Origin of the sequence: Streptomyces sp. NPDC051963 (assembly GCF_044593495.1) — a bacterium.
In the GTDB taxonomy this organism is placed as follows: domain Bacteria; phylum Actinomycetota; class Actinomycetes; order Streptomycetales; family Streptomycetaceae; genus Streptomyces.
The window spans coordinates 629273-655814 of record NZ_JBIUCC010000004.1; the positions used below are offsets into that span (position 1 = coordinate 629273).

18 protein-coding genes are annotated in these 26542 nt (G+C 68.2%); 7 read left to right on the forward strand and 11 right to left on the reverse strand.

The window, feature by feature from the left end:
* Position 1: 1 nt before the first annotated feature.
* Both ACIHFB_RS19500 and ngcE read right to left on the reverse strand, forming a co-directional pair.
* A complete protein-coding gene (locus ACIHFB_RS19500) occupies positions 2-925 on the reverse strand; it encodes a sugar ABC transporter permease (RefSeq protein ID WP_365274954.1) in 924 nt (307 codons plus the stop codon).
* A gap of 46 nt (positions 926-971) precedes the next feature.
* Positions 972-2462 (reverse strand): N-acetylglucosamine/diacetylchitobiose ABC transporter substrate-binding protein, encoded by a 1491-nt coding sequence (gene ngcE / locus ACIHFB_RS19505; protein WP_400127442.1) that lies wholly within the window; start codon positions 2460-2462, stop codon positions 972-974.
* A 391-nt stretch (positions 2463-2853) separates the two neighbouring features.
* On the opposite strand from ngcE, the gene ACIHFB_RS19510 reads away from it, so the two are divergent.
* Positions 2854-6672, forward strand: a complete 3819-nt coding sequence (locus ACIHFB_RS19510) for a GH92 family glycosyl hydrolase (protein WP_400127443.1) — start codon at positions 2854-2856, stop codon at positions 6670-6672.
* Between the two features lie 27 nt (positions 6673-6699).
* Positions 6700-8694 (forward strand): alpha-glucuronidase, encoded by a 1995-nt coding sequence (locus ACIHFB_RS19515; RefSeq protein ID WP_400127444.1) that lies wholly within the window; start codon positions 6700-6702, stop codon positions 8692-8694.
* Here the strand turns inward: ACIHFB_RS19515 and ACIHFB_RS19520 are convergent.
* Genes ACIHFB_RS19520 through ACIHFB_RS19540 form a run of 5 tightly spaced genes read right to left on the reverse strand, consistent with a single transcriptional unit; the run spans position 8688 to position 14949 of the window.
* Positions 8688-10706 carry a beta-galactosidase gene (locus ACIHFB_RS19520; RefSeq protein ID WP_400127445.1) on the reverse strand — a complete coding sequence of 673 codons (2019 nt, stop codon included), beginning with the start codon at positions 10704-10706 and terminating at the stop codon, positions 8688-8690. The genes ACIHFB_RS19515 and ACIHFB_RS19520 overlap by 7 nt on opposite strands.
* Entirely contained in the window at positions 10703-11401 is a 699-nt protein-coding gene (locus tag ACIHFB_RS19525; protein WP_365274969.1) for a hypothetical protein, read from the reverse strand. The genes ACIHFB_RS19520 and ACIHFB_RS19525 overlap by 4 nt, the downstream gene beginning before the upstream one ends.
* Entirely contained in the window at positions 11398-13053 is a 1656-nt protein-coding gene (locus ACIHFB_RS19530; RefSeq protein WP_400127446.1) for an extracellular solute-binding protein, read from the reverse strand. The genes ACIHFB_RS19525 and ACIHFB_RS19530 overlap by 4 nt, the downstream gene beginning before the upstream one ends.
* 37 nt (positions 13054-13090) lie before the next feature.
* A complete protein-coding gene (locus ACIHFB_RS19535) occupies positions 13091-13963 on the reverse strand; it encodes a carbohydrate ABC transporter permease (protein WP_400127447.1) in 873 nt (290 codons plus the stop codon).
* Positions 13957-14949: an ABC transporter permease gene (locus ACIHFB_RS19540; protein WP_400127448.1), complete on the reverse strand. Its 993-nt coding sequence runs from the start codon at positions 14947-14949 to the stop codon at positions 13957-13959. The genes ACIHFB_RS19535 and ACIHFB_RS19540 overlap by 7 nt, the downstream gene beginning before the upstream one ends.
* A gap of 227 nt (positions 14950-15176) precedes the next feature.
* On the opposite strand from ACIHFB_RS19540, the gene ACIHFB_RS19545 reads away from it, so the two are divergent.
* Positions 15177-16163, forward strand: a complete 987-nt coding sequence (locus ACIHFB_RS19545) for an acetylxylan esterase (protein WP_400127449.1) — start codon at positions 15177-15179, stop codon at positions 16161-16163.
* A 97-nt stretch (positions 16164-16260) separates the two neighbouring features.
* Here ACIHFB_RS19545 and ACIHFB_RS19550 read toward each other — a convergent pair whose 3' ends face one another.
* The gene (locus ACIHFB_RS19550; RefSeq protein WP_400127450.1) at positions 16261-19515 is read right to left on the reverse strand and encodes a GH92 family glycosyl hydrolase; all 3255 of its coding nucleotides are present in this window, start codon (positions 19513-19515) and stop codon (positions 16261-16263) included.
* 565 nt (positions 19516-20080) lie between these two features.
* On the opposite strand from ACIHFB_RS19550, the gene ACIHFB_RS19555 reads away from it, so the two are divergent.
* On the forward strand, positions 20081-21175 hold the full coding sequence (locus tag ACIHFB_RS19555; protein WP_365274987.1) for a lytic polysaccharide monooxygenase: 1095 nt from the start codon (positions 20081-20083) through the stop codon (positions 21173-21175).
* A 342-nt stretch (positions 21176-21517) separates the two neighbouring features.
* Here the strand turns inward: ACIHFB_RS19555 and ACIHFB_RS19560 are convergent, their stop codons facing one another.
* The 3 genes from ACIHFB_RS19560 to ACIHFB_RS19570 all read right to left on the reverse strand — a co-directional run bounded on the left by ACIHFB_RS19560 (position 21518) and on the right by ACIHFB_RS19570 (position 24453).
* On the reverse strand, positions 21518-22120 hold the full coding sequence (locus ACIHFB_RS19560; protein WP_400127451.1) for a class I SAM-dependent methyltransferase: 603 nt from the start codon (positions 22118-22120) through the stop codon (positions 21518-21520).
* 93 nt (positions 22121-22213) lie between these two features.
* Positions 22214-23731: a sensor histidine kinase gene (locus tag ACIHFB_RS19565; protein ID WP_400127452.1), complete on the reverse strand. Its 1518-nt coding sequence runs from the start codon at positions 23729-23731 to the stop codon at positions 22214-22216.
* The gene (locus ACIHFB_RS19570; RefSeq protein ID WP_400127453.1) at positions 23728-24453 is read right to left on the reverse strand and encodes a response regulator transcription factor; all 726 of its coding nucleotides are present in this window, start codon (positions 24451-24453) and stop codon (positions 23728-23730) included. Before ACIHFB_RS19570 ends, ACIHFB_RS19565 begins: the two co-directional genes overlap by 4 nt.
* Positions 24454-24555: 102 nt before the next feature.
* On the opposite strand from ACIHFB_RS19570, the gene ACIHFB_RS19575 reads away from it, so the two are divergent.
* The 3 genes from ACIHFB_RS19575 to ACIHFB_RS19585 all read left to right on the forward strand — a co-directional run bounded on the left by ACIHFB_RS19575 (position 24556) and on the right by ACIHFB_RS19585 (position 26493).
* Entirely contained in the window at positions 24556-24765 is a 210-nt protein-coding gene (locus tag ACIHFB_RS19575) for a helix-turn-helix domain-containing protein (RefSeq protein ID WP_400127454.1), read from the forward strand.
* A gap of 29 nt (positions 24766-24794) precedes the next feature.
* Positions 24795-25727 (forward strand): helix-turn-helix transcriptional regulator, encoded by a 933-nt coding sequence (locus ACIHFB_RS19580; protein WP_365275002.1) that lies wholly within the window; start codon positions 24795-24797, stop codon positions 25725-25727.
* 193 nt (positions 25728-25920) lie between these two features.
* Positions 25921-26493 (forward strand): TIGR03086 family metal-binding protein, encoded by a 573-nt coding sequence (locus ACIHFB_RS19585; protein WP_365275005.1) that lies wholly within the window; start codon positions 25921-25923, stop codon positions 26491-26493.
* The last annotated feature ends 49 nt before the right edge of the window (positions 26494-26542 follow it).

Sequence of the window (26542 nt, forward strand, 5' to 3'; positions counted from 1 at the left end):
CCTAGAACTCGATCCGCTCACGCCGCGCGAAGCGCAGGGTGAGAACGGCGAACGTCATGGTGACGATCAGCATCGCGATGCCCATTGCGCTCGCGTAGCCGAACTGGCTGTCCCGGAACGCCGTGAGGTACAGCCGCAGCGGCATGACGTCCGTCGCGCCGTCGGGGCCGCCCATGTTGACCGACATGATCTGCACCAGGGCGAAGCAGTCCAGACAGATGATGCCCATGTACACCCAACCGGTCTGCACGGTGTCCCAGAGCAGCGGCAGCGTGACGCGGAAAAAGGTGTGGAAGCGGTTTGCACCGTCGAGCAGCGCCGCCTCGTAGATATCCCGCGGAATGGACGCCATGGCCGCCGAGAACAGCACGACGAAGAATCCGACATGGGACCAGATCACCACCACCATGATGCACAGCAGCGCCAGGCTCTTCTCGCCCAGCCAGGCGTTCTGCAAACCGTCCAGACCCACCGCGCCCAGGAACGAGTTGAGCATGCCGTCCTGCGGGTCGGGGTTGTAGATGTTGAACCAGATGACGGCGATGATCGTGATCGAGATGACCTGCGGGAAAAAGAAGACGAAGCGGTAGAACTTCGATCCCACGACACCGGTGACCACTTCGCCCCTGCGGCGTTTCCCGCCCAGATTCAGCATGAACGCGAAGAACAGGCCGAGTCCGAGGGTGATCACGGGGACGAAGATCAGGATGTAGACGTTGTGGCGCAGCGCGTTCCAGAAGTCCTCGCTGTGCCACAGCTTTTCGAAATTCTCGAAACCGACGAACTTCGCCGTTCCCACGAGTCCGGACCAGTCGGTCAGCGAGATCTGGAACGCCTGGACGAACGGCGAGATCACAAAGATCGCATAGACGATCACGGGCAGGGCCAGGAAGCCCACGATGAATCGGTATTTGCCGTGTTGCATGCGCTTCCCGGCCTCTCCCCTGTGAATGTCGGTGCCGGACGGACGCCTACGCCTCGCGCTTGAACTTGGTCACGGAGTCGTCCTTGGCAACGGCGTCGGCGTACTCCTGCGTCTTCTTGATCCAGTCGGCGGCCTTGAGTTCACCGGTGAGCAGCTGCCCGGTGAGACCGCCGATCTTCTCGTCGGTGAGCGAGGGATACCACTCCTGGAGCTGGAGGCTGATGATGTTGTCGCCGGCTTCCTTGAACACCTTGCTCGCGGAGGCGAGACCCGGCGAGAGAGTCATGCCCTCGGTGGCGTCCACCACACAGGTCAGCGACTTCACCAGCTTGGCGAAGTTCTGCGCATGCTTCTTGGAGAGCATGATGCGCAGCAACTCCATGCCGCCGACCGGGTTCTTGCCCTTGCCGGCCACGATGTACGGCTCGCTCGGCTCGGCGCGCAGCGTGCCGTGCGGCATCTTGTCGCCGGTGCCGTCGAAGAGGGCGCCGACGGACATCTCGAAGCCCTCGGGCGTGGTCGGGGCGGCCTCGTTCTCCACCCAGGAGCCGTTCGGGATGAAGACGGCCTTGCCCTTGTTCCAGGCGGTCTGCGACTGGATGTGGGTCAGGCCCTGACTGCCCTCCAGGAAGTAGCCCTTGGCGGCCAGTTCCTCATAGTGCTCGACGACCTCCTTGACCGCGGCGTTGCTCGTCCACGCCTTGGGTTCGAGGTTGTCGATCGCGATCCAGCCCTCCATACCGCCGATCTTGGCGATCTGGGCGAACAGGTTGAAGTGCACGTAGTACGGGTATTTGCCCGCGTACGTCCAGGGCGCGATGCCCTTCTTCTTGATCTCGCCGCACAGCGTGACCATCTCGGACAGCGACTTGGGGTATGCCCAGCCGTTGTCGTCCAGGGCCTTCTGCGAGTACCAGGTGCCGTAGATCGTGAAGGCGTAGTACAGCACGTCGAAGGTGCCGCCGTGCTTGCCCTTCTCGATGGTGCTCGGGTGGATCGTGTCCGAGATCTTCTTGTCCGGGTCGTCCATCGAGGCGGCATCCAGCAGCGCCTGGAGGTCCTGGAGCTGGCCCTGCGTGGACAGCTTGTTCATGTCGAGGTGGTCGGCGCCGGAGTTGTCGATGACGTCCGGCGGGTTGCCGCCCGCAAAGCGCGGGGTCAGCTTGGGGCCGACCTGCTGGGTGCCGGTGTGCTTGACCGTGACACCGTACGTCTTGTTGTAGTCGGCCTCCGCGTCCTTGGCGTACTGGTCGCCCAGGCCGCCCTTGAAGATGAACGCCTCCAGGGCGAGGCCCTTCTTCACTCCCAGCGGGTTACCGGCGGACTTCTCGCCCTCGGCCGCGTCGGTCTCCTTGTCGTCACCGCCGCCACCGCCGGTGGCACAGGCGGACAGGAAACTCATCGCGGGTACGGAGATCAGGCCGAGCGCCGCCGACCGCTTGATCAGATCGCGACGGCCGACGCCCGCGGCGCCGGTGCTCGCCGCGTTCGTGCTGTTCTCGGTGTGCTCGGTGTTCTCGGCGGAAGTGGATCCCATGCTCAAGTCCTCGCCTTCTCCAGGACTCAGGCGGTGAACCGGATCCTCCCGGCACCGCGGTCAGGTCAAGCAGGGTCGTGCAGGACGTGCGGATCGGACGTGCGGGTCACGCGTGCCGATCAAGACGTGCGGATCGAGTGAATTGCCGACAGGTATAGTCCACTTCCCGCCAACGGAGCAAGATCGAATGCAAGGTTGGCCGTTGGTCTTTTCCGAGTTGAGACCTCGCGGAAATATGAGCGACCTGTGCGTTCCTCGGCGGATAAATCCTCGGGATTGCCCCCGAATGCCTCACCCAACACCCTTGACACGACTGACCACTTGCACCACTACTGGTCCTTGCACACCGAGATTGACAACGTTGTCCAGGGTGCAGGGAGGGTGCTCACTCATGCAGCGCAGAAGTCGGCACAGATGGGGTTCGGCGGTCGTGATGGCGACCGCCTTTGCATTGGCGGTGGGCTCGCAGGGGGTGGCGGTCGCACTGCCCGGTGAGGCGGCCGCCGCCGACCGGGAGTTCGCCTCGTCCTTCGAGTCGGACGACCCGGCGCCCGACTGGCTGAACACCGTCGACACCGCAGCGGACGGCAGCAAGCGCGCCGCCGGCGTCGACGGCGGGTACAGCAGCGGCATTCCGGGCAGCGTGACCGACCATGTCACGGACGTCCGGGCCAGCGGCGAGAACACCGGGGCCGGCGAGGTCAAGGAGAACCTCGTCGACGGTGAGCCGAGCAGCAAGTGGCTGACCTTCGCCCCCACCGGCTGGGCGGAGTTCGACCTGGACGCGCCGGTCAAGGTGGTCACCTACGCGCTGACGTCGGCCAACGACCACGACGAGCGCGACCCGCTGGACTGGACCCTGAAGGGCTCCACGGACGGCACGAACTGGACGACCCTGGACACCCGCACCGGCGAGAAGTTCGCCGAGCGGTTCCAGACGAAGACGTACGACATCCCGGCGTCCGCCGCCGCCGAGTACCAGCACTTCCGGCTCGACGTGACCAAGAACAACGGCGCCTCGGACGCCCTCCAGCTCGCCGACGTCCAGTTCTCCAAGGGCGGCAGCGGCGATCCGATCCCGCAGGACATGCTCTCGCTGGTCGACCGCGGCCCGAGCGGCTCGCCGACGGCGAAAGCGGGCGCGGGCTTCACCGGCAAGCGGGCGCTGCGCTATGCCGGACGGCACACCGCCGACGGGCAGGCGTACTCGTACAACAAGGTCTTCGACGTCAATGTGGCCGTCGGTCGCGATACCCAGCTGTCGTACCGGATCTTCCCGTCGATGGCGGACGGCGACCGGGACTATGACGCCACAAACGTTTCCGTCGATCTCGCTTTCACGGACGGGACGTATCTGAGCGATCTCAAGGCGACCGACCTGCACGGGTTCGCCCTGACGCCGCAGGGACAGGGTGCGGCCAAGATCCTCTACGTCAACCAGTGGAACAACGTGGCCTCGCGGATCGGATCGGTTGCGGCCGGGAAGACCGTCGACCGGATCCTGGTGGCGTACGACTCCCCCAAGGGCCCGGCGAAGTTCCGGGGCTGGCTCGATGACGTGGCGCTGAAGGCGGTACCGCAAGAGAAGCCGAAGGCCCACCTGTCCGACTACGCGGTGACGACCCGGGGCACCAACTCCAGTGGCGGCTTCTCCCGGGGCAACAACTTCCCCGCGACGGCGGTGCCGCACGGGTTCAACTTCTGGACGCCGGTGACCAACGCGGGTTCGCTGAGCTGGCTCTACGACTATGCGCGCGGGAACAACGCCGACAACCTGCCGACCATCCAGGCGTTCAGCGCGAGCCATGAGCCCAGCCCGTGGATGGGTGACCGGCAGACCTTCCAGGTGATGCCGTCCGCCGCGTCCGGGACGCCCGACAGCGGCCGTGAGGCACGGGAGCTGGCCTTCCGGCACGAGAACGAGACCGCGCGGCCGTATTACTACGGAGTGCGTTTCGAGAACGGTCTTAAGACGGAGATGGCGCCCACCGACCATGCGGCGGTCATGCGCTTCACCTATCCCGGCGACGACGCGAGCGTCCTCTTCGACAACGTCACCGACCAGGCCGGTCTGACGCTCGACAAGGAGAACGGCACCTTCACCGGTTACTCCGACGTGAAGTCGGGGCTGTCGACGGGCGCGACCCGGCTGTTCGTCTACGGGACGTTCGACGCGCCGGTGGCCGAGGGGACGTCGAGCGGGGTCAAGGGCTATCTGCGGTTCCAGCCCGGCGACGACCGGACCGTGACCATGCGGATCGCCACCTCCCTCATCAGCGTCGACCAGGCGAAGGACAATCTGCGCCAGGAGATCCCGGACGGCACGTCCTTCGACGCCGTGAAGACGAAGGCGCAGCGGCAGTGGGACAAGCTGCTCGGCAAGGTCGAGGTCGAGGGCGCCACGCCGGACCAGCTGACAACGCTGTACTCCAGCCTGTACCGGCTGTACCTGTACCCCAACTCCGGCTTCGAGAAGGTCGGTTCGAAGTACCAGTACGCCTCCCCGTTCTCACCGATGCCGGGCCCGGACACCCCGACGCACACCGGCGCGAAGATCGTGGACGGCAAGGTGTACGTCAACAACGGTTTCTGGGACACCTATCGGACGACCTGGCCGGCCTACTCGCTCCTCACGCCCAGTCAGGCCGGTGAGATGGTCGACGGGTTCGTGCAGCAGTACAAGGACGGCGGCTGGACCTCGCGCTGGTCGTCGCCCGGGTACGCGGACCTGATGACCGGAACCTCCTCGGACGTCGCCTTCGCGGACGCGTACGTCAAGGGCGTGGACTTTGACGCCAAGTCGGCGTACGACGCGGCCGTGAAGAACGCCACGGTCGTGCCGCCCTCGTCGGGCGTGGGTCGCAAGGGAATGACCACCTCGCCCTTCCTCGGCTACACGAGCAGCGAGACGCACGAGGGTCTGTCGTGGGCGCTGGAGGGCTATCTCAACGACTACGGCATCGCCCAGATGGGCCGGAAGCTGTATGAGGAGACGGGCGAAAAGCGTTACAAGGAGGAGTCGGACTACTTCCTCAACCGCGCCCAGGACTATGTGAATCTGTTTGATTCCGAAGCCGGTTTCTTCCAGGGCCGCGACGAAAAGGGCGACTGGCGGGTCGAGTCGTCGAAGTACGACCCGAGAGTGTGGGGCTACGACTACACCGAGACCAACGGCTGGGGATACGCCTTCACGGCCCCGCAGGACTCCCGCGGCCTTGCCAACCTCTACGGCGGGCGCAGCGGCCTCGGGGACAAGCTCGACGAGTACCTCGCCACCCCCGAGACGGCCTCGTCCGAGTTCGTCGGCTCGTACGGCGGTGTCATCCATGAGATGACGGAGGCGCGGGACGTACGGATGGGCATGTACGGGCACTCCAACCAGGTCGCCCACCACGCCCTGTACATGTACGACGCGGCCGGACAGCCGTGGAAAACACAGGCGAGCGTCCGTGAGGTGCTCTCGCGGCTGTACACCGGCAGCGAGATCGGCCAGGGCTACCACGGCGACGAGGACAACGGCGAGCAGTCGGCCTGGTTCCTGTTCTCCGCGCTCGGCTTCTACCCGCTGGTGATGGGCAGCGGCGAATACGCCGTCGGCTCCCCGCTGTTCACCAAGACGACGGTCCATCTGGAGAACGGCCGGGACCTGGTCGTCAAGGCGCCGAAGAACAGCGCGAAGAACGTGTACGTGCAGGGCCTGAAGGTCAACGGGCGTACCTGGACGTCGACTTCGCTGCCGCACTCGCTCCTCTCCAAGGGCGGGGTACTGGAGTTCGACATGGGGCCGCGGCCGTCGGCCTGGGGTTCCGGGAAGAACGCGGCGCCTCCGTCGATCACCCAGAACGACGAGGTGCCGACGCCGCGTGCGGACGTGCTGAAGGGTGACGGGGCGCTGTTCGACAACACGTCGGCCACTCAGGCGACGGTGACGTCGGTGGACCTGCCGGTGTCCGTTTCCGGTACCGGTTCCGCCAAGGCCGTCCAGTACACGCTGACGTCTTCGGACCATGCGAAGGCGCCGACCGGCTGGACACTCCAGGGCTCGTCGGACGGAAAGAAGTGGCGGACGCTCGACAAGCGGTCGGGGCAGTCCTTCGCATGGGACAAACAGACGCGCGCGTTCTCCGTGGGACGGCCGGGTACGTACGAGAAGTACCGGCTGGTCCTGAACGGCGAGGCGACCGTCTCGGAGGTCGAACTCCTCGCCTGAGCCACGGAGTCGAGGAGTCGAGGTCCCATGCCGCTTCCCGTGCCCGTCCTGCCCGAGGGTGTCGACCCCGCCTGGCTGCCGACGGCCGCCTTCCGGTCGCTCGGCACCCGGCGGACCCTGATCCGCGGATCGGGTCCGCTGGTGGAGACGGTGCACGGTGAGGTGGCGGGCGCCTGCGCCCGGTTCGGAGGTCGCGTCGCACGCGATCCCGAGCCGGGCGCGGGCGCTTCGTACGACCTGGTGCTCGAGGTGAGTCCGGGGCTCGGTTCTGGGCTCGGGGACGAGGCGTTCGCATACGAGCGCAACGGCGGCCGTACGACCGTCACCGCGTCCGGGCACTCCGGGCTGCTGTACGGGCTGTTCCATGTCGTACGGCTCGGCGAGAACGCCTTCCATGGTGAGCGGGCCCGGGAGGTGCACGGCCCGGCCCTTCCGCTGCGCATGCTGGACCACTGGGACAACGTGGCCGTGCACCCCGTGATGGGTCAGGTAGAACGCGGTTACGCCGGTGGTTCGCTGTTCTGGGAGGACGGGCGGGCGCGGGGCGAGTCGGAGCGTGTGCGGGCGTACGGCAGGCTGCTGGCGGCCTGCGGGATCAACGCCGTTGCTGTGAACAACGTCAATGTGCACACGACCGAGGCTCATCTGCTCACCGACCGGATCGGTGAGGTCGCCGCTCTGGCGGACGCGTTGCGGCCGTACGGGATCAGGACGCATCTGTCGGTGACCTTCGCCGCGCCGATGGTGCTCGGCGGTCTGGACACGGCCGATCCGCTGGACGCGCGGGTGCGGGAGTGGTGGGCGCGGGCGACTGCCGATGTGTACGCGGCGATACCGGACTTCGGCGGGTATGTGGTGAAGGCCGACTCGGAGGGGCAACCGGGCCCGTTCGCGTACGGCCGCTCTCACGCGGACGGCGCGAACATGCTGGCCGACGCGCTGGCCGCGCACGGCGGCACGGTGCACTGGCGGGCGTTCGTCTACGACCACCGCCAGGACTGGCGGGACCGCACGACGGACCGGGCGCGGGCTGCGTACGACCATTTCGTGCCCCTGGACGGGGAGTTCGCGGACAACGCGGTGCTCCAGGTGAAGCACGGGCCGATGGACTTCCAGGTGCGGGAACCGGTTTCACCGGTGCTGGGCGCGATGCCGCGGACGCGGCTGACGCTGGAGGTGCAGGCGACACAGGAGTACACCGGTCAGCAGCGGCATGTGTGCTGGCTGGGGCCGATGTGGAGCGAGGTGCTGGGGTTCCGGCCGGAGGGTGCGGCGAGCGTGGGACAGCTGGCCGCCGGTCTGGTCGCGGTGTCCAACGTCGGTGACGACCCGTTCTGGACCGGGCATCCGCTGGCCCAGGCGAACCTCTACACGTTCGGCCGGCTCGCCTGGCAGCCCGACGCGGACCCGTACCTGCTCCTGGACGACTGGATCCGGCTGACCTTCCCCGCCGCTGCGCCGCAGTTGGTCACCGGGCTACAGGCGGCGCTCTGGGACTCCTGGCGGACCTACGAGAAGTACACCGCGCCCCTCGGCGTCGGTTTCATGGTGCAGCCCGGGCATCACTACGGGCCGAGCGTGGACGGCTATGAGTACACCCCGTGGGGCACCTACCACTTCGCCGACCGGGACGGCGTCGGCGTCGACCGCAGCGCGGCGACCGGCACGGGCTGTGCGGCGCAGTACGCCAAGCCCTGGTCCGAGGTGTACGAGTCGCCGGACACCTGCCCCGACGAGCTGCTCTTGTTCTTCCACCACATGTCGTACGGGCACATACTGCACAGCGGCAAGACGGTGATCCAACATATCTACGACACCCATTTCGAGGGCGTGACCGAGGTGGAGGAGGCCCGGGAGACCTGGGCCTCGCTCGCGGACCTGGTCGAGCCGGCACGCCATGCGCGGGTCGCGGAGCGGTATGACGAGCAGGTGCGCTCCGCCCGGGAGTGGCGGGATCAGGTGAACAGCTACTTCTTCCGCAAGTCAGGTGTGGCCGACGCACAGGGGCGCCGGATCTATTGAACGCGCAGAACTGCTGTGCCCAGTGGGTCGAGGGTCAGTGGCTCTCCCTTCTCGAACCGATTTCCGGTGAGCAGATCGGTGGCTGAGGTGTGTGCGGTGAGGTGGGCCGCGTCCGGTGTGTGGTTGAGGAGGAAGAGCAGGCGCGTACCGTCGGGGGCGGCGCGGGTGGCGGTCTCCAGGCCGGGGTGGCCGGCGTACGGGCCGAGCAGTCCGTGGCGGGTGAGGATGCGGCGTACCACCCAGTCGACGCCGGGTTGGTCGAGGGCGGTGGCGACGTACCAGGCCTCGCCCTCACCGTGCCGGTGGCGGGTCACGGCGGGGGTGCCCGCGTAGAAGTCGGTGCCGTAGGTGGCGACCGTTTCGGCTCCGCGTGGGAACACCAGCTCGAAGACCAGGCGGGCCTGCGTGTGCAACTCCCCCAGTTCTATGGGCTGTACGACATCCCGCGGGCGGGCGTCCCATTCGTCGACGCGGATGCCCATGAGGGGGGCGAGCGGGCCGGGGACGTCGGTGAGGAAGGCGCGGTCGTGTTCGTCGACGCGACCGGAGAGGAAGGTGGCGAGCACGGTGCCGCCCCGTTCCGTAACCGCTTCCAGGCAGGTGACGAGGTCGCCCTTGACCATGTGCAGGACGGGGGCGAGGACCACTGCGTACGGGGTGAGGTCGGCGGTGACCGGGACGACATCGACGTCCGCGCCGGCCTCGCGGGCGGCCCGGTAGTAGGCGTGGACCACCTCCTGGTACTTGACCAGGCGCGAGGGACCGTCGGAGATCTCCAGCGCCCACCAGCTGTCCCAGTCGAAGAGGAGGGCGGTGCGGGCAGGGGTGCGGGCGCCGAGGGGCGCGGCGCCCAGGAGGCCCAACTCCTTGCCCAGCTCGGCCACTTCACGAAAGACACGGGTGTCGTCGCGGCCCGCGTGGCCGATGACCGCGCCGTGGTACTTCTCGCAGGCTCCACGTGCGGCGCGCATCTGGAAGTACAGGGCTGCGTCGGCGCCGTGGGCGATCGCCTGGAAGGTGGCGAGGCGCAGTTCGCCGGGGCGGCGGAGCGGGTTGACGTCGCGGCAGGCGGTGGTGGACGGGGTCTGCTCCATGAGCCAGAAGGGGGCGCCGTCCTTGAGGCCGCGCATCAGGTCGTGGGCGAAGGCGGACCAGGTGGGCGGGGCGTCGAGGGGCGGGTAGTCGTCCCAGGACGCGAAGTCGAGGTGGGGCGCCCAGCGGTGGTAGTCGAGCGGGCGGAACATGCCCATGAAGTTGGTGGTGACGGGCGTGTCCGGGTCGTGGGCGCGGATCGCGTCCTTCTCGGCGAGGAAGCAGCCGAGCAGGGCGTCGGTGGTGAAGCGGTGGTAGTCGAGGGTGATGCCCTGGAAGGCGGTGTGGTCGGGGCCGCGCCAGTGCTCGGTGAGGGCGTTCGGCGGCTCGATCTCTGCCCAGTCCGTGTACCGGTGCGACCAGAAGGTGGTGCACCAGGCGTCATTGAGGGCGTCGAGGGTGTCATGGCGAGCGCGGAGCCACTCCCGGAAGGCCTCGGCGCACAGCTCGCAGTAACAGGCGCCGCCGTACTCGTTGTTGATGTGCCAGGCGAGTAGCGCGGGGTGCTGCGCGTACCGTTCGGCGAGCCGGGAGGCGAGGGAGGTGGCGGCCGTCCGGTACGCCGGTGAGCTGGGGCAGAAGTTGTGGCGCTGGCCGTAGCGGTGCCGGCGGCCCTCGAAGTCGGTGCGGTTGACCTCCGGATACTTCTTCGCGAGCCAGGGCGGGAGGGCGGCGGTGCCGGTGGCGAGACAGACCTGGCGGCCCTCGCCGGCGGCGCGGTCGAGGATGCGGTCGAGAACGGTTACGTCATAGGCGTCCTCGGCGGGTTGGGTGAGGGACCAGGAGAAGACGCCCACGGTGAGCGTGTCGATGCCGGCCCGGCCGAACAGACGGTGGTCCTCGTCCCACACCTCCTCCGGCCACTGCTCCGGGTTGTAGTCGCCGCCGTACGGGATCTTCGGGGTGCGGGGCGCTGTCATACGGTGAAGTCCTCCTGGGTCTCGGCGATCACCGGACGGCTGCTGTGCAGCAGGGAGAGCAGCAGCGGAGCGGCCAGCAGGGCGGGCAGGGCCTCGGTCAGCAGGGCGGTGAGCCCGGCGGCCAACACGAGCAGCGAGGCCGCGCCGAGGGTGGCGCCGGCGTGCCGGAACAGGAAGTAACCGGCGAGCCGGGCGGTATCGCGGGCGCGGAAGTCGAACAGCGAGGTCAGCACGAGCGCGTGCGCGCCCCAGAGGAGCGAGGCGAGGCCGACTGCGGCGAGCAGCACCGCCCACCAGCCGGGCAGGCCGGTCGCGGAGAAGTGGGTCAGCGTGAAGGCGATGACGGTGAGCCAGCCCAGCAGCGGCGCCCAGAGCTTGAGGACCGGCGCGGTGTTGAGCCGCAAGCCGCGCCAGTAGGTGCGGGCCGGGTGGAGCTCGGTGAGGTCGCGACCGCGGTGGTGGAGTGCGTACAGGGCGGCGGAGAGGGCCGGACCGAGAGGCAGCAGGCATACGGCGGCGAGGGGGAGGTTGGATGGATCAGCGCCGAGGAACAGCAGCCCGGCCAGGCCCGGTGAGGCGGCGAGCAGCAGCAGCGCCTCGACGGTGACGAGGGTGTGGATCAGGGCGGCTGCGCGGGAGAGGGGGCCGTCGCCGATGGGCGTCGTACGGACGGTGTCGGCCGGGACGGGGATCATCCGTTCTCCTGCTTGAACCGTTCGTATGCCTGGTTGTGCAGGTCGATGAACTGGTCCATGTTCTTGGCCTTCAACTCGCCGACGTAGTCGTCCCATTCGGAGAGCGGGCGCTTGCCGAGGATGAACTGGAGGGCGTTCTGGGTGACGTGGTCCTTGAGCGGGGTGTCCCAGAGCGCGGCCTGCTCCTGCTCCACGGACTGGAGCGGGTGGGCCGGGTCGACGGGCAGTTCCCTGCGCTGGGCCATGGCGTCCTGGAACTTCTTCTCGTCCGGGGAGAAGGACGAGGAGACCAGTTCCCAGCTGCCGCCGTAGGTGAAGACGCCGTTGAAGAAGCCGTAGTCCTTCTGGAGGTCCTTCGGTGCGTCCGGGTCGGAGCCCATGAGGCTGATGCCGTCGGTGAGTTCGTAGGTGCCGCCCGAAGAGGTGTAGGTGACGCCCTGGACGCCCCACTTGGCGAACCGCTGGCCCTCGTCCGAGTACCAGAGCCAGTCCACGAACTGCATCATCGCGACGAAGTGGGAACTCTCCAGGGCCTTGTCGGCGATCATGACACCGTTTTCCAGGCGGATACCGCCCAGCACGACCGGGCCCGCGGGTCCGATCGGGACCGGCACCATCTCGATGGTCGCGCCCTTGACCTGGCGTTCGAGGTTGTAGCGGTAGTTCTGCACCAGCTCCTGCGGATTGGCGCTGATCGCGAAGGACTTCTCGGACAGCAGTTTCTTCACCGCGTCGTCGTCGGTCTGGGTGAAGCTCTCGGGGTCCATCAGCTTCTCGTCGACCAGCTTCCGCAGGTATTCGACGATTTGGCGGAACTCGGCGGTCGCGCCCGTGAAGACGAACTTCTGCTCCTTCTGGCCGAAGGTGATGTTGTCGTACGTCCAGCCCGCCTTCACCCCGTGTGCCTGGCCGAGATAGCTGAGCAGTGCGGCGGCCGGGAAGGGGGTGTTGGTGCTCCAGCGGTCCGAGAAGGGGTAGCGGTCGGGGTACTCGGCCTTGATCGCCTTGAAGACGTCGTACACCTCGTCCCAGGTGGTGGGCAGGGTGAGGCCGAGCTTGTCGAGGACGTCCGTGCGGAAGGACATCGAGTAGCCGGGCTTGGGCTTCTCGTGCAGGCCGGGCAGCAGGTAGTACTTGCCGTCGGACTGCCGGATGGAGTCGAGCTCGGGCTCCAGCTTCCACTTCTTCACCTTGGCCCGGAAGTTGGGCATCAGGTGCACGTACTCACTGACCGCGAGGATCGCGCCCGACGACACGAACGCGACCTCGGCGGGGTGGTACGTCTTGGGGATCAGGAACGGTGCGTCGCCGGCGCCGATGAGCAGACTGCGCTTCTTTTCGTAATCGCTCAGCGGGACGGCAATCGGTTTCAGCGTGACACCGGTGCGCTTGCTGAGCTCCTGCCAGAACAGCCAGCTGTCTTTGAGCGGATACACCGGGTTGTTGTTGTGCAGCACCTCGAAGGAAAGGGGCTTGGCGGCCTTGAACTGTTCGCCTGCGCGGTAGTTCTTCATCGCGCCGTCCTGCTTCTTGCTCAGGTCCTTTCGGTCCCCGCCGTCGTCGCCGCTGCCGCAGCCGGTGAGCGTGGCGAGTCCGATGAAGCCGGCGGCGGCCAGGATCTGACGTCGCGACAGCTGTCCTGTGTTCTTCACGGAGACTCCCTTGTTCCGTAGTGGCGTGCGGCGGCTGTCAGCCCTTGACCGCGCCGAGCATCACGCCCGACACGAAGTAGCGCTGGACGAACGGGTACAGACAGAGGATGGGCAGCGCGGTGAGCACGATCGTGACCGACTGGATGTTCGCCGCGACCTGGCTGAGCTGCTCGGTTCCCGCGCCCGCGTTGCCTCCGGTGGTGGCTCCCGCGATGAGATTGCGCAGATAGACGGTGACCGGCATCAGTTCGGTGCGGTCCATGTAGAGGAAGGCGCTGAACCAGGAGTTCCAGAAGGACACCGAGTAGAACAGCACCATCGTCGCGACAACCGCTTTCGACAGCGGCAGCACGATCCGCAGCAGAATGCCGTATGTGCTCAACCCGTCTATCTGCGCGGCCTCTTCGAGTTCGTCCGGCAGGCTTTCGAAGAAGGCCTTCATCACCAGCAGGTTGAAGACGCTGATCGCGTTCGGGAGCGCCATCGCCCAGATCGAGTTCTTCAGGCCGAGGCTGGTGATCAGGACGTAGTTGGGGATCAGCCCGCCGGTGAAGAACATGGTGAACACGGCGATACCGATGAGCAGTCCGCGTCCCTTGAGGTGCTTCTTCGACAGGACGTAGGCGTAACACGTCGTCAGGACCATGGCGACGACGGTGGAGACGACCGTGTAGAGCACGGTGTTTCCGTAGTTCCGCCAGAACATCGAGTCCTTGAAGACGATCTCGTACGTGGTGAGGTTGAAGCCCTTGGGCCACAACGTCACCTCACCGGCGCGGATCTGCCGCTCACCGCTGAAAGAGCGGGCGATGATGTTGACGAACGGGTAAAGGGTCACGATCACGACGGCGGTGAGGACGAAGCCGTTGACGCCCTGGAAGACACGGTGACCGCGGCTCGTCCTCACCACAGGCTCGTCCCCACCGTGCGGCGCGACAACTGGTTCGCGGACGTGATCAGCACCAGCCCGATGATCGCCTCGAACAGACCGATGGCGGCGGCGTAGCTGAAGCTGTTGGACTCGACACCCATGCGGTACACGTACGTCGAGACGACGTCCGCCGTCGGATACGTCAGCGGGTTGTAGAGCAGCAGGATCTTCTCGAAGCCGACCACCATGAACGTACCGATGTTCAGGATCAGCAGCGTGATCATGGTGGGCCGGATGCCGGGCAGGGTCACATGCCAGATCTGCTGCCAGCGGTTGGCGCCGTCGATGCGTGCGGCCTCGTACAGGTCTTCGTCGATCGTGGTGAGCGCGGCGAGGTAGAGGATCGTGCCCCAGCCGGCGGTCTGCCAGATCTCCGAGCCGACGTAGACCGTGCGGAACCACTCGGGTTCCTGGATGAAACGGATCGGGTCGTGCCCGAACCAGCCGAGCATGGCGTTGACCGGGCCGTCCGTGGCGAGCATCTGCATGGTGATGCCCGCGACGATGACGATCGACAGAAAGTGCGGCAGGTACGAAACCGATTGCACGAACCGCTTCAGCGCCCGTCTGCGCACCTCGTTGAGCAGTAGCGCAAGCACGATCGGGATCGGAAAGCAGAACACGAGCGTCAGCGCGCCGAGCCACAGGGTGTTGCGGAACACCTGCCAGAAGGTGGGATCGGTGAGGAACATCTCCACATAGCGCAGGCCCACCCACTCCTCGCCCAGGATCGACCCGCCCGGCTCGAAGCGCCGGAACGCGATCACGTTCCCGATCATCGGCAGATAGCGGAAGACCAGGAAGAACAGCAGCGGCAGCACGACCAGCGAGTACAGCTGCCAGTCCCTGCGCAAGGCGCGTCGCCAACCGTCGCGCGCGGTAGGGGACTTGGTGGAGCGCGCGGGCTTCGGCGTCGGTGGGTCCTGGGTGCCGGGCGGCGGCGTCGATCTCGTGGAGGTGCTCATGCTCGGTCCTCCCGGACAGATACACGGAACCGAAACTTTCGAGCTCTTACCGGTAACTCGCGGCAACTTAAAGCCCTTAGAAAGCGCTGTCAATGGGTGCTGCAACGGTCAGTTGAGACGAGCCGACAGCGTTGCAACCCGCCGCTGTGTGGGTAAGTCACTGAGACTGTCCCGCTCAACTCGTCGCAAGTTTCTGCACTATGACCGACTCCTGCGAGGTTGCCGACGTGCCAGCGTTCGACCTGCCCCTGCCGGAACTGGAGCGCCACCGTCCGGACATCGAGGAGCCCGAGGACTTCGACGTGTTCTGGCGGGCCACCCTGAAGGCGGCCGAGCAGGCCGAACCCCTGGTCTCGGTACACCCGGTGGACACCGGGCTGCGACTGACCGAGACCTGGGACGTGACCTTCCGGGGCTTCGCGGGTGACGCGGTGCGCGCATGGTTCAGCAGATCCGCCGGGGTACGTGAACCCCTGCCCGCGGTCGTCGAATTCGCGGGGTACGGACGCGGACGCGGCCTCCCGCACGAACGACTGACCTGGGTGAACGCCGGCTACGCACATCTGCTGATGGACAACAGGGGCCAGGGGGACCAGTACGGCAACGGCGGCGACACACCCGACCCGCACGCCACCGCACCGGGCGGCCCCGGCCCTGCGGTGCGCGGCCTGCTCGACCCGCACGACCACCACTACCGACGTCTCATCACCGACGCCGTGCGTGCCGTCGCCGCCGTCCGCGCCCTGCCCGGAGTGGACGGCTCACGGACCGCGGCCGTCGGCAACAGCCAGGGCGGCGGCCTCGCTCTGGCCGTCGCCGGACTCGTCCCGGACCTGACAGCAGCCCTGATCACGGCACCGCTCCTGTGCGGGATCCGGCGCGCGCTGGACCTCACGGACGCGGGTCCGTACGGCGAGATCGCCGCCTACCTCACCGTCCATCGCGGCGCCGAACAGGCCGCATACCGCACGCTGTCGTACCTGGAGGGCATTTCCTTCGCCCGCCGCGCCCACGCCCCGGCGCACTTCGGGGTCGGCCTGCGTGACACGGTGTGCCCGCCGAGCGGCGCGTACGCCGCTTGGAACCGTTACGCGGAGCTGAGCGGCGCGGACCCCCGCAAGGAGATCCACGCCTATCCGTTCAACGGCCATGAGGGCGGCGACGCATATCACGTGCGCGGCCAACTGGCCTGGCTTCGGGACCTGTTGAGCTGAACCGGGAAGCAGGCGGGCACATTCGGCGCGGATCCGCACAACCCGGCTCAGCTCATCTCACCTCAGCGCACGTCACCTCACCTCATCTCAGCGCACCTCAACTCACTGCAAGCGTGAACACATGCACGTCCGCGTTGTCCGGCAGCGTCACGCTCTTGATGCGCTTGCCGTCCGGTGCCGCAAACGGTTTCGTGGCGAAGACATATGTGTCGACCTGATCCCGGTCCGCACCGGCGACATTCCGGTACGCGGCCCGCGCGACGACCTCATTGCCGTACTGGACGCTGCCGCTGCCACCGCCGACGGTCCAGTCCGTGAAGGCCAGGTCGACCGTGCCGGTCGTGCCGTCGGTGTAGGTGACCTTCGCCTGCGACTGCTGGTTGCCGTTGACGGCGCTGCCGAGGAAGGACAACTGCGAGATGTCGTCGGCCAGTTCGATGGTCTGGCCGTCGGCCGTGGCGTTGTCCGGGCGGCCGCTCGGCGAGTTCGGCCAGGTGTAGCTCAGGCCGTTCACCGTGCCCTGCATCCCGGGAGTGAGGCCCGCCGCGGCCAGGGCCTGCCGGGAGTAGCTCCAACCGCCCCCGTCGTAGTCGGCCTCGTCGTGTTCGCCCGCGTCGTCCGAGACGCCGGTGTTGCTGTAGGAGGCGAGCAGGGAGCCCGGCGCGGCGACGGTCAGGGAGACCGGTTGCTCGTAGGAGGTAACCGTGATCTTGGCGTCGTAGAAGCCCTGCCGGATGTCCTCCGCGGCGGAGAGGGTGACCTCCTGGGATCCGTCGACGACCGTCCCCTCGGCGGGAGTTGCGGTGACGCCCTCCGGTGTCTCCACCCGGAAGCGCACCTCCGGGCCGGAGCCGTCCCCGCTCATCGACAGGGCACGGATGGCGACCTTCGTGCTGCCGCCCGGTGCGATCGTCGCCGTGGTCGGGCCGACGCCGATCTGGTACGGCTGCTCGCCCGCACGGAAGGAGGGCGGGGTCCGGGACGCACCCCAGGTGGGGTCGGGCGTGGCGGAGAGGGTGTAGTCCAGTCGGCCCCCGTCGCGTACGAAGGAGGCGGGCAGCCAAGGGCGGTCGCTCGTACGTCCGTCGACCTTCAGGGAGTGGATGTACGGTGCGTCGGCGGCGGCTCCCGTCGCGCGGACGGAGATGTCGTTTCCGTACGGGCGGTCGATCTCGATCCTCGGGAACAGCGGTGAGGCCAGGACGAGTTCGGCGCGGGAGGGTACCTGGGGATACATGCCGAGCGCGGAGAAGACGTACCAGGACGACATGGCGCCGAGGTCGTCGTTGCCGGGGATGCCGCCGGGCTGCGTGGTCCAGAGCTGCCGCATGGCGGCGCGAACCGTTTCCTGCGTCTTGTACGGGGCGCCCGCGTAGGCGTACAGGTAGGGGACGTTGATCGACGGCTCGTTGTCCAGCTCGGACTTCTCACCGCCGCCGCCGGTGAAGGACCAGCTGCCGTCGGCGTTGTGGAAGAAGGAGTCGAGGCGGGCCATGGCCTTGTCCTTGCCGCCCATCGCCGCGAAGAGACCGGCCGGATTGTGCTGCACCATCCAGGTGTACTGGGCGGCCGTGCCCTCGACGAAGCCATTGCCGGTGGCCGGGGTGAAACCGGTTACCCAGCTGCCGTCCCCCTTGCGGTTGGCGATGTAGCCGCCGGTGGAGTCGGCGGCGATGTTGAAGTTGTTCTGCCACCACTGGGCCCGGGTCGCGAAGTCGTCGGCCGTGTCCTTCTCCCCCGCCGCCGAAGCGAGTTGGGAGAGCGCGAAGTCGGCGCCGGACAACTCCAGCGTCTCGGCGGCACCGCCCCAGGCGTTGGAGACCGACGGCATGTAGTGGAGCTTCAAGTACTTGTCGAGGGAGGGACGCTGGCCGACCGACAGCACCGGTTTGCCGGCCGAGGAGAGGTCCTGGTCCGTGGGCACGGTGGCCGCCCGGACGAGGGAGTCCAGTGCTCCGCGCAGGTCGAAGTCCTTGCCGCCGAAGGCGCGGATGCCGGCGAGGGCGATGGGTGAGGGGTCGCCGTTCATGACGTGGGTGCCGCTCGCGCCGTGCAGCCAGCGGTCCCAGATGCCGCCGTTCTGCTCGGCGAGTTCGTACAGCGACTGTGCGATGTCCGAGCCCGTACGCGGGTCGAGCAGGGTCAGCAGCTGAACCTGGGAGCGGTAGACGTCCCAGCCGGAGAAGGTGCCGTACTGCGCCTGACGGCCCCGGCCGACGGTGTGCACCTTGCCGTCGCTGCCCCGGTATCTGCGGTCGACGTCGCTGATGACGTTCGGGTGGAAGAAGGAGTGGTAGAGAGCGGTGTAGAAAGTGGTGCGCTCGGCGTCGGTGCCGCCGCCGACGCGGATGGCGTCGAGCCGGTCACGCCATGACCGGTGAGCAGCGTCCTGCACGGAGGTGAAGGAACGGCCGGGCGGGTTCTCCGCCGCGAGGTTGGCCTCGGCGCCCGCCGGGCTGACGTACGAGATACCGACCTTGACGTTCACCGGGCCGGCGCCGGGCTCGAACTCCACGTATCCGCCCGCGCCCTTGCCCGCGACGGGCCGCCCGCCGTTGGTGAATCCGCCGGTGCCGCCGCTCGCGGAGGTGGAGCCCGGGGTCAGCTTGTCGTCCTGCCAGGTACCGGTCGTCTTGAAGGGCCGGTCGAAGCGGGCGGTGAAGTGGAGGGTGTAGTAGGCGCGTCGGCCCTCGGGGTCGAGATAGCCGCAGAAGTTGCCGGAGGTGACGGAGCCGGAGACGGTACGGGTCGCCGGGTCGATCTCGATCGACGAATCGGTGGAACCCACCTCGGAGTTGGCGGTGCGGATGAGCAGCGAGGCGGGCTTGTCGGCGGGGTAGGTGAACCGGGCCGAGCCCGTGCGGGCGGTCGCCGTGAGGTCGGTCGTGACGCCGGAGTCGAGTCCCACCTTGTAGTGGCCGGGCTCGGCGGTTTCGTCGGCGTGACTGAAGTCGGAGGCGTACACCGCGTCCTTGGTGTCGCTCGCCGGGGACGAGGTGACCTCACCGGCGTACGGGAAGAACGGGATGTCGCCGCTGCCGCCCGCGCAACCCGTACCGGACATATGGGTGAGGCTGAAGCCCCGGATGCGGGTGGTGTCGTAGTGGTAACCGCCGGGCGCGGCGGTTCTGGTCGCGTCGCCTCCGGTGTTCTCCGGGCTCCAGGAGAGCATGCCGAAGGGGACGACGGCGCCCGGGATGACATTGCCGCCGTTCTTGGTGCCGATGAGCGGATCGACGTACGCGGTGGGGTCCTTGACGAGTTCGTCGGGTGGCGCGGCGAGCGCCGGGGTGGCGGCGCCGGCCACCGTGAGAACGGCGGCCAGCAGCAGGGACGTAGGACGGAAACGCATGACGCGGCCCCTCCTCCTTCGGACGGGTCGCGCACCACAGGTCGCACAAGCCGCGGGGACAGTAGCGTGCGCCACCGGTACCACGGAAGACCGCGTACGGCCGTACCGGCACGCGGCGCGGCCACCCGGACGGGCCAACGCCGCAACTCGCTTGACATCGTTGTCGGTTGCCGCGGTACAGTCATTCACAGACTATTCGACAACGTTGTCGCACGGCGGTGTCGTCACAAGCCACGCAACACCCGGGTCGGCCCCCACCCCCCTTGCCGACCCGGCTCGCGGGCCCGGTGGACCCGTCCACCGGGTCCGCCCCGAGCGCTCAACGGGCCTTCGCTCGCAGGCCGTCAGGATTTCCCCTGCTCCCACGAGGGCCGCACCCATCCCGGTGCGGCCCTCTTGCGTCAGGCGTTTACAAGTGGGCAACGCGGCGCTACTTTGCCCCACAGTGGGGGGTGGGAGCGCTCCCACACCAGGTGGACCGGAACCCGCCCAGGGCCACTCCCATCCCCCGCATCCACGTGCGCACGTTCCTCACGACCGCCGAGCGAAGGGACGTAGAACTGTCATGTCCGTGACACTTCCACCCTCAACTCCCCGCCCCAGACCCCGATTACCACTCCCGACCCGCCGAGGAGCCCTTCTCCTCGTCCTGCTGTCCTTGCTCACGGCGATCCCGGCCCTCGGCCTGATCGTCACAGCCGGCGGCAAGGCGGAGGCCCACGGCACCCCGATGAAGCCCGGCAGCCGCACCTTCCTGTGCTGGCAGGACGGGCTGACCGACACCGGTGAGATCAAGCCCGTCAACCCGGCCTGCAAGAAGGCACAGCAGGTCAGCGGCACGACACCGTTCTACAACTGGTTCTCCGTGCTGCGCTCGGACGGCGCCGGCCGCACCCGCGGCTTTGTGCCGGACGGCGAGTTGTGCAGCGGCGGCAACACCAACTTCACGGGCTTCAACACCCCCAGTGCCGACTGGCCGTTGACCCATCTGACCTCGGGCGCGACCGTCGACTTCTCCTACAACGCCTGGGCCGCGCACCCGGGTTGGTTCTATGTGTACATCACCAAGGACGGCTTCGATCCGACCGCGACGCTCACCTGGGACGACATGGAGGAGCAGCCGTTCCTGAGCGTCGACCACCCGCCGCTGAACGGTTCGCCGGGCACGGTCGAGGCCAACTACTCCTGGTCCGGGCAGCTCCCCGCGGGCAAGTCGGGTCGGCACATCGTCTACATGGTGTGGCAGCGCTCGGACAGCGCGGAGACCTTCTACTCCTGCTCCGACGTCGTCTTCGACGGCGGCAACGGCGAGGTAACCGGTATCAAGGAGCCCGGCAACCCGACCGACCCGGTACCGGGCACCTGCACGGCCACCCGTAGGACGACGGGCAGTTGGAGCGGCGGCTACCAGTCCGAGGTGACCGTCACCAACTCCGGGGACGTCCCGATGCTCGGCTGGATGGTCGACTGGACGCTGGCGAGCGGCCAGAAGGTCGACAGTCTCTGGAGCGGCAACCCGACGTACAACGGGCAGAACGTGATGGTCCACAACGCCGACTGGAACGGATCGCTGGATCCGGGTGAGAGTACGACGTTCGGCTACGTCGTAACCGGTTCCGGCGGCGATACGGCGACGGCCTTGCCCTGCCGGGTCGGCTGAGCGGGAGGCTGTGGGCGGCGGGTCCGGTGGATGGTTCACCGGGCCCGCGGTGTTCATGGGCAAGGGGGTCGCTCCGAGGTCGCGAGAGGCTCGGTCCGTGGCGTTTGCCTTCGGGTCCCCGGACAGCGACGTCGAGGCTGAGACCGAGGCCGAGGACGCCCCACCGATGTGTCGATGGTCGGCGCCGGTGGCGGCGGCGGCGGCTGTGGCGGCAATGCCCCTCAGCGGTCCGGGGTCCCGGGTGCGGCATCGGCGTCGAGCGCGTGGCGCAGGGCTCGGCGCGGTCCTTCCGGCGTTGGTGCGCGTCGGCGTCGTGGTGGAGCAGGTCGAAGCGTCATGACGTCACCCCGACGCATATGCCTCAGTGGCCCGGTACACCAGCAGGTACCGCCAGAACAGCAGGCGGCGCAGGGTCGAACCGGGGAGCAGGCGGGCGGATTCGGCGCGGGTCTCGGCGTAGGTCATGGGTGGTGGCCAGACGATCGGCACCTGAACGGGCGGGGCGGGATTGCGCCTGCTCAGGAGTCGGTCCGCCCTGAGCAGGCACATGGCCGGGAGTGCACAGACGAAGTCGGTGGCCGTGTCGGCCGGATAGAGCCCCAGCACGGCCAGTACGCCTCCCGGAGCGAGGGCCTTCCGCAAGGTCAGTACCGAGTCGAACGGCATGTGGTGGAGGCTGGCGATGCAGGAGATGAAGTCGTAGTGCGCGTCCGGTAGTTGCAGTTGGTTCACGTCGGCCTGTCGGTAGCGAGGACCCCCGCCGGATGCTTGCGCCGCCTCGATGACGTCGGCATGGGCGTCCACCCCTTCGGTCTCCAGCCCCTGCCCTGCGAGCAGCCGGGCGAACCGCCCCGTGCCGCACCCGACGTCCAGTGCCGTCAGCGCTCCTTCCGGCACCTGCTTCAGCAGCAGCGGGTGATAGTGATCGTTGAAGTTGACAGCCATGCGGTCGGACCCTAGCCCGACTCAACTGCCTTCTGCCAGAAGGGGATTGTGTGGCTCGTGGCTCACGGAGGCTCGCGCGGAGTGCCCGCCGGCTCACCGCACGAAGGCCCTGGTCGGCTCCGCGACCGCGTCCACGCGTGGTGCCGGCGCCTCGCTCCGCAGAGTCGGCAGCGTCACCGTGAACTCCGTGTGCCCCGGCTCGCTCCGTACGTCGATGCTCCCGCCGTGCGCCGCGGTGATCGCCGCCACGATGGCCAGCCCGAGCCCCGACCCGCCGCCCGTGGCCCCGGAGCGGGCGCGGGAGGCGTCGGCGCGGGTGAAGCGTTCGAAGACGGTCGGGAGGAGGTCGGGCGGGATGCCCGGACCGTCGTCGTGGATGCGTACGACGCACTCGGCGGCCCCGGTCTCCACCGTCGCGACGACCCTCGTACCCACGGGTGTGTGGACCCGGGCGTTGGCCAGCAGGTTGGCCACCACCTGGTGGAGTCGGGCCTCGTCGCCCAGGACCAGCGGAGTTGTGTCCAGGCGGAGTTCCAGCTGCCATTCGTGGCCGCCGCCCGCGGCCCGCGCGTCCCAGACCGTCTCGGCGACCAGTGCCGCGACGTCCACTTCGGCGGACTGCAGCGGCCGGCCCTCGTCCAGCCGGGCCAGCAGCAACAGGTCCTCGACCAGCCCGGTCATGCGGGCCGACTCCGCGGAGACGCGGCGCCAGGCCAGCACCGGCTCGATCCGGTCCGTGCCGCGGTTCATCAGTTCCGCGTAGCCGGCGATCGACGCCAGAGGTGTACGGAGTTCATGGCTGGCGTCGGCCAGGAAGCGGCGCATGCGCTCCTCGCTGCGCTGGCGTTCCGAGAGCGAGGACTCCACGTGGTCGATCATGCGGTTGAGCGCGGCGCCGACCTGGCCGGCCTCGCTGCCGGGGTCGGTGTCGGCAGGGGGGACACGGGTCAGCCCGGTCACCTCGCCGCGGTCCAGTGGGGCCCGTGAGACCTCGACCGCGGTGGCGGCGACCCGGCCGAGCGGGCGTAGCTGGCGTCGTATGACCACCGCGCTGACGCAGCCCGCGATCGTGAGACCGGCGGCCGCGACGGCCGCCTCGACCATGACCATGCCGCTGATCATGTCCTGTACGTCGTCCATGGGGAGGCCGATCAGGACGCGCACTCCGCTGGAGTCGACGGCGGTGATCCGGTAGGTGCCCAGGCCGGGAACGGTTCTTGTGTGCTTGGAGCCGTCGGTCCGGATGCCCGCCATGGCCTCGCGCTGGGCCGTCGTAAGCGGTTTCGGCTCGGTGTCCTGGCCGACGACCTCCGCGGAGACGATTCCGCCGCTGTCGTCGAGCCGCGCGGCGAGCATCCCGGTCGGATGGCCGCTCTCGCGGAGGAACGTCAGATCCCGCTCCAGGTCCGGATGGAGCGAGGCGCCGCCCAGGCTGCGTTCGACGGCGTCGGTGACGCGGTCGTCCAGGTTGCCCAGCAGATAGGTGCGTTGGACGAAAACGGTTGTGAGGGCCATCGCAGCGCACACGGCGACGAGGGTGGCGCTGATGAAGACGAGGAGGCGGGTGCGCATCGAGTGGGTGCGCAGTGCCATGCGGTAACGGACGGTCATCTGCCCTCCTCCCCCGGTCTGATGGCGTATCCCACGCCGCGCACGGTGTGGATCATCGGCGCCCGCCCCTTGTCGAGCTTGCGGCGCAGGTTGGAGATGTAGACCTCGACGAGGTTGCCGCCGCCGTCGAAGGAGCTGCTCCAGACGTGGTCGAGGATCTGGGCCTTGCTCAGTACCTGGCGCGGATGGTTCAGAAACAGGCTGAGCAGGTCGAACTCCTTGGCGGTGAGCTCGATCGGGGTGCCGGCGCGATGCACCTCGCGGCTCTGCGTCGTCAGCACGAGATCGCCGAGGACCCGCGCACAGTCGTCGGCCGGCCGCCGCTCGGCCCCGGCGCGGCGCAGCAGCCCGCGCAGCCGCAGCACCACCTCCTCCAGGGAGAACGGCTTGGTCACATAGTCGTCCGCGCCGGCCGACAGCCCGTCGATGCGGTGCTCCAGGGCGTCCCGGGCGGTGAGCATCAGGACGGGCAGCTCCGGTTTCTCGTAGCGCAGCCTGCGCAGCACCTGGAGGCCGTCCAGGTCGGGCAGCATGCCGTCGAGCACGACGGCATGCGGGGCGCAGCCGCGGGCGATCCGCAGCGCGCTCTCCCCGTCCAGGGCGGGGTAGGGTCGCCAGCCCGCCTCGGTGACGGCGACGGCGAGCAGTTCGGTGAGACCGGGCTCGTCGTCGACGATGAGGACGCGGATACGGCCGGTGCGCAGCCCAGAGGTGCCAGACATGTAGCGATCCTGTCCCGGTTCGCTGGGGGAAGCCTGTGTTCCACCTGAGACGGGGCGATGTCCTCAAAAGGCCGGTGCGGCAGGGGTGCTTCCGTCGGAGTCGTGGATGTACAGCAGTTGGCCGAGTACCGCTACCGGGATGTCCGCGAAGTGCTCGGCGGGTCTCCGATCGGTGAGGTCGAGGCCCGGTACGGCACCTCGCGCCAGACCCTGCACAGCTGGCGGCGGCGGTTCGAGCAGGAGGGCATGCCCGGTCTGGGCGCCGGGCGCGTGCCCGCGACGTCGTGTCTGCTACTCCCAGGAGCAGGCTAGATGTGGAGAGCCTGGCCATACTCGGTCGCATGGACGAGACAACGCACGGCAAGTCCCTCCTCGGTGAGTTCCTGTCCACTCGCCGGGCGCAGTTGAAGCCGGCAGACGTGGGGCTGCCGGACTACGGCGACCGGCGGCGGGTGCCGGGGCTGCGGCGTGAGGAACTGGCCCAGCTGGCCGGTGTCAGCGTGGCCTACTACATCCGGCTGGAACAGGGTCTGTCGCTCAACGCCTCGCCCCAGGTCCTCGACGCGCTGGCCACCGCTCTGCGGCTGGACAACGCGGAGCGGCGCCACCTGCACACCTTGTCCGGTGATGCCTGGAAGAGCCGCCGCCGGCTCCCCGCCGAGCGGGTCACCGCAGCGGTGCGCCAACTGGTGGATGCTTTCGGGGACTCACCCGTGGTCGTCATCGGCCGACGCTCGGACATCCTGACGTGGAACCGCGCCGGGCATGCGTTGTTCGCCGGGCACTTGGCCCCGGACAGCCCGGATCAAGCGGCCACGCGGCCCAACACGGCCCAGCTGGTATTCCTGGACGCCCACACCCGGGACCTGTACGTGGACTGGCCCAGGAAGGCACGGGACGTGGTGGGCAAGCTCCGGCAGGCAGTCGGCGAGTATCCGGACGACCGGCAGCTGGCCTCCCTCATCGGCGAGTTGACCATGCGCAGCCCGGAGTTCGCCAAGCTGTGGGCCGAGCACCGGGTGCGCGCCTGGGACACGGCCGAGTACCGGATGCACCATCCGATGGTCGGGGAGCTGGACGTGCTGCAGCACTCGCTGCCGGTGCCCCGGGGACAGGGGATCCGGGTAGTGGTGACGACGGCGGCGCCCGGCTCCGCCGCGCAGGCGGCGCTTCAGCTGCTCAACCAGACCCTCCAGCCCGCTGCGGACAGGCCGGCAACCGCCCACCCCGCCGTCGGCACCCCCGCACGCGTCGATCCTCCCGTGCATTCCTGACTCGGCCGTCCGGCCGCCGCAAGACCACAGTCCGCTCAGAGCGTCACGCCTGAACGTCACCCGGCAGCTCCCGGCCCGAGGCCGGCAGGGAGTGCCGCGGGGGCCCCGTCACGCGCGCCTTCCCGCCGCCGATGACGCTGCCACCCCTCTTTTCTTCTCTTTTCTTCTCTTTCACGCCAACTGGAGGTTCCCCATGTCCACTACACCTGTCACGGCTTTCGCCGAGGTCATCGACACCGTTGCCCACCTGGTCGAGGCCGTGGAGAAGGAGCAGTGGAGCGCGCCCACGCCCTGCACCGACTGGGATGTCCAGCAGCTTGTCGACCATCTGGCGGCGGGACAGCACACGTTCGCCCTCGTGATGGGGGCGGAGCCGCCCCTGCCCGCGCTCGATGCCGACCCCGCTCCAGAAGCGCTCAAGAAGAAGTTCCGGACGTCGGCCGCCGCCCTGGTGACCGCCTTCGAGGCGCCAGGAGCACTGGAGCGCACGGTGCAGGCCCCGATCGGTGAGGTGCCCGGCGCTGTGGCGCTGCATCTTCAGACCATCGACCAACTGGTGCACGGCTGGGACCTGGCCCGGGCCATCGGCCAGAAAGCCCTGTTCGACGACGCCACGGTCGAGCGGGAGACCGAGTTCGCCCGCGGCCTCGTCGCACAGCTGCCCTCCGGGCCGGGCGCTCCGTTCGCGCCGTCCCGGACCGCTCCGGAAGACGCCCCCGCGATCGACCGGCTGGCCGCCCTGCTCGGACGCGACATCACCAAGTGACCCCCATACAGCTCACCGCAGTACACACCGACCCCAACTCACCCGAGGA

Coding starts and splice junctions, on each gene's coding strand:
- ACIHFB_RS19500 (WP_365274954.1), bottom strand. CDS start 925: ATGCAACACGGCAAATACCGATTCATCGTGGGCTTCCTGGCCCTGCCC.
- ACIHFB_RS19565 (WP_400127452.1), bottom strand. CDS start 23,731: ATGACCGTCCGTTACCGCATGGCACTGCGCACCCACTCGATGCGCACC.
- ACIHFB_RS19580 (WP_365275002.1), top strand. CDS start 24,795: ATGGACGAGACAACGCACGGCAAGTCCCTCCTCGGTGAGTTCCTGTCC.
- ACIHFB_RS19540 (WP_400127448.1), bottom strand. CDS start 14,949: ATGAGCACCTCCACGAGATCGACGCCGCCGCCCGGCACCCAGGACCCA.
- ACIHFB_RS19520 (WP_400127445.1), bottom strand. CDS start 10,706: ATGACAGCGCCCCGCACCCCGAAGATCCCGTACGGCGGCGACTACAAC.
- ACIHFB_RS19560 (WP_400127451.1), bottom strand. CDS start 22,120: ATGGCTGTCAACTTCAACGATCACTATCACCCGCTGCTGCTGAAGCAG.
- ACIHFB_RS19525 (WP_365274969.1), bottom strand. CDS start 11,401: ATGATCCCCGTCCCGGCCGACACCGTCCGTACGACGCCCATCGGCGAC.
- ACIHFB_RS19555 (WP_365274987.1), top strand. CDS start 20,081: ATGTCCGTGACACTTCCACCCTCAACTCCCCGCCCCAGACCCCGATTA.
- ngcE (WP_400127442.1), bottom strand. CDS start 2,462: ATGGGATCCACTTCCGCCGAGAACACCGAGCACACCGAGAACAGCACG.
- ACIHFB_RS19550 (WP_400127450.1), bottom strand. CDS start 19,515: ATGCGTTTCCGTCCTACGTCCCTGCTGCTGGCCGCCGTTCTCACGGTG.
- ACIHFB_RS19510 (WP_400127443.1), top strand. CDS start 2,854: ATGCAGCGCAGAAGTCGGCACAGATGGGGTTCGGCGGTCGTGATGGCG.
- ACIHFB_RS19570 (WP_400127453.1), bottom strand. CDS start 24,453: ATGTCTGGCACCTCTGGGCTGCGCACCGGCCGTATCCGCGTCCTCATC.
- ACIHFB_RS19585 (WP_365275005.1), top strand. CDS start 25,921: ATGTCCACTACACCTGTCACGGCTTTCGCCGAGGTCATCGACACCGTT.
- ACIHFB_RS19515 (WP_400127444.1), top strand. CDS start 6,700: ATGCCGCTTCCCGTGCCCGTCCTGCCCGAGGGTGTCGACCCCGCCTGG.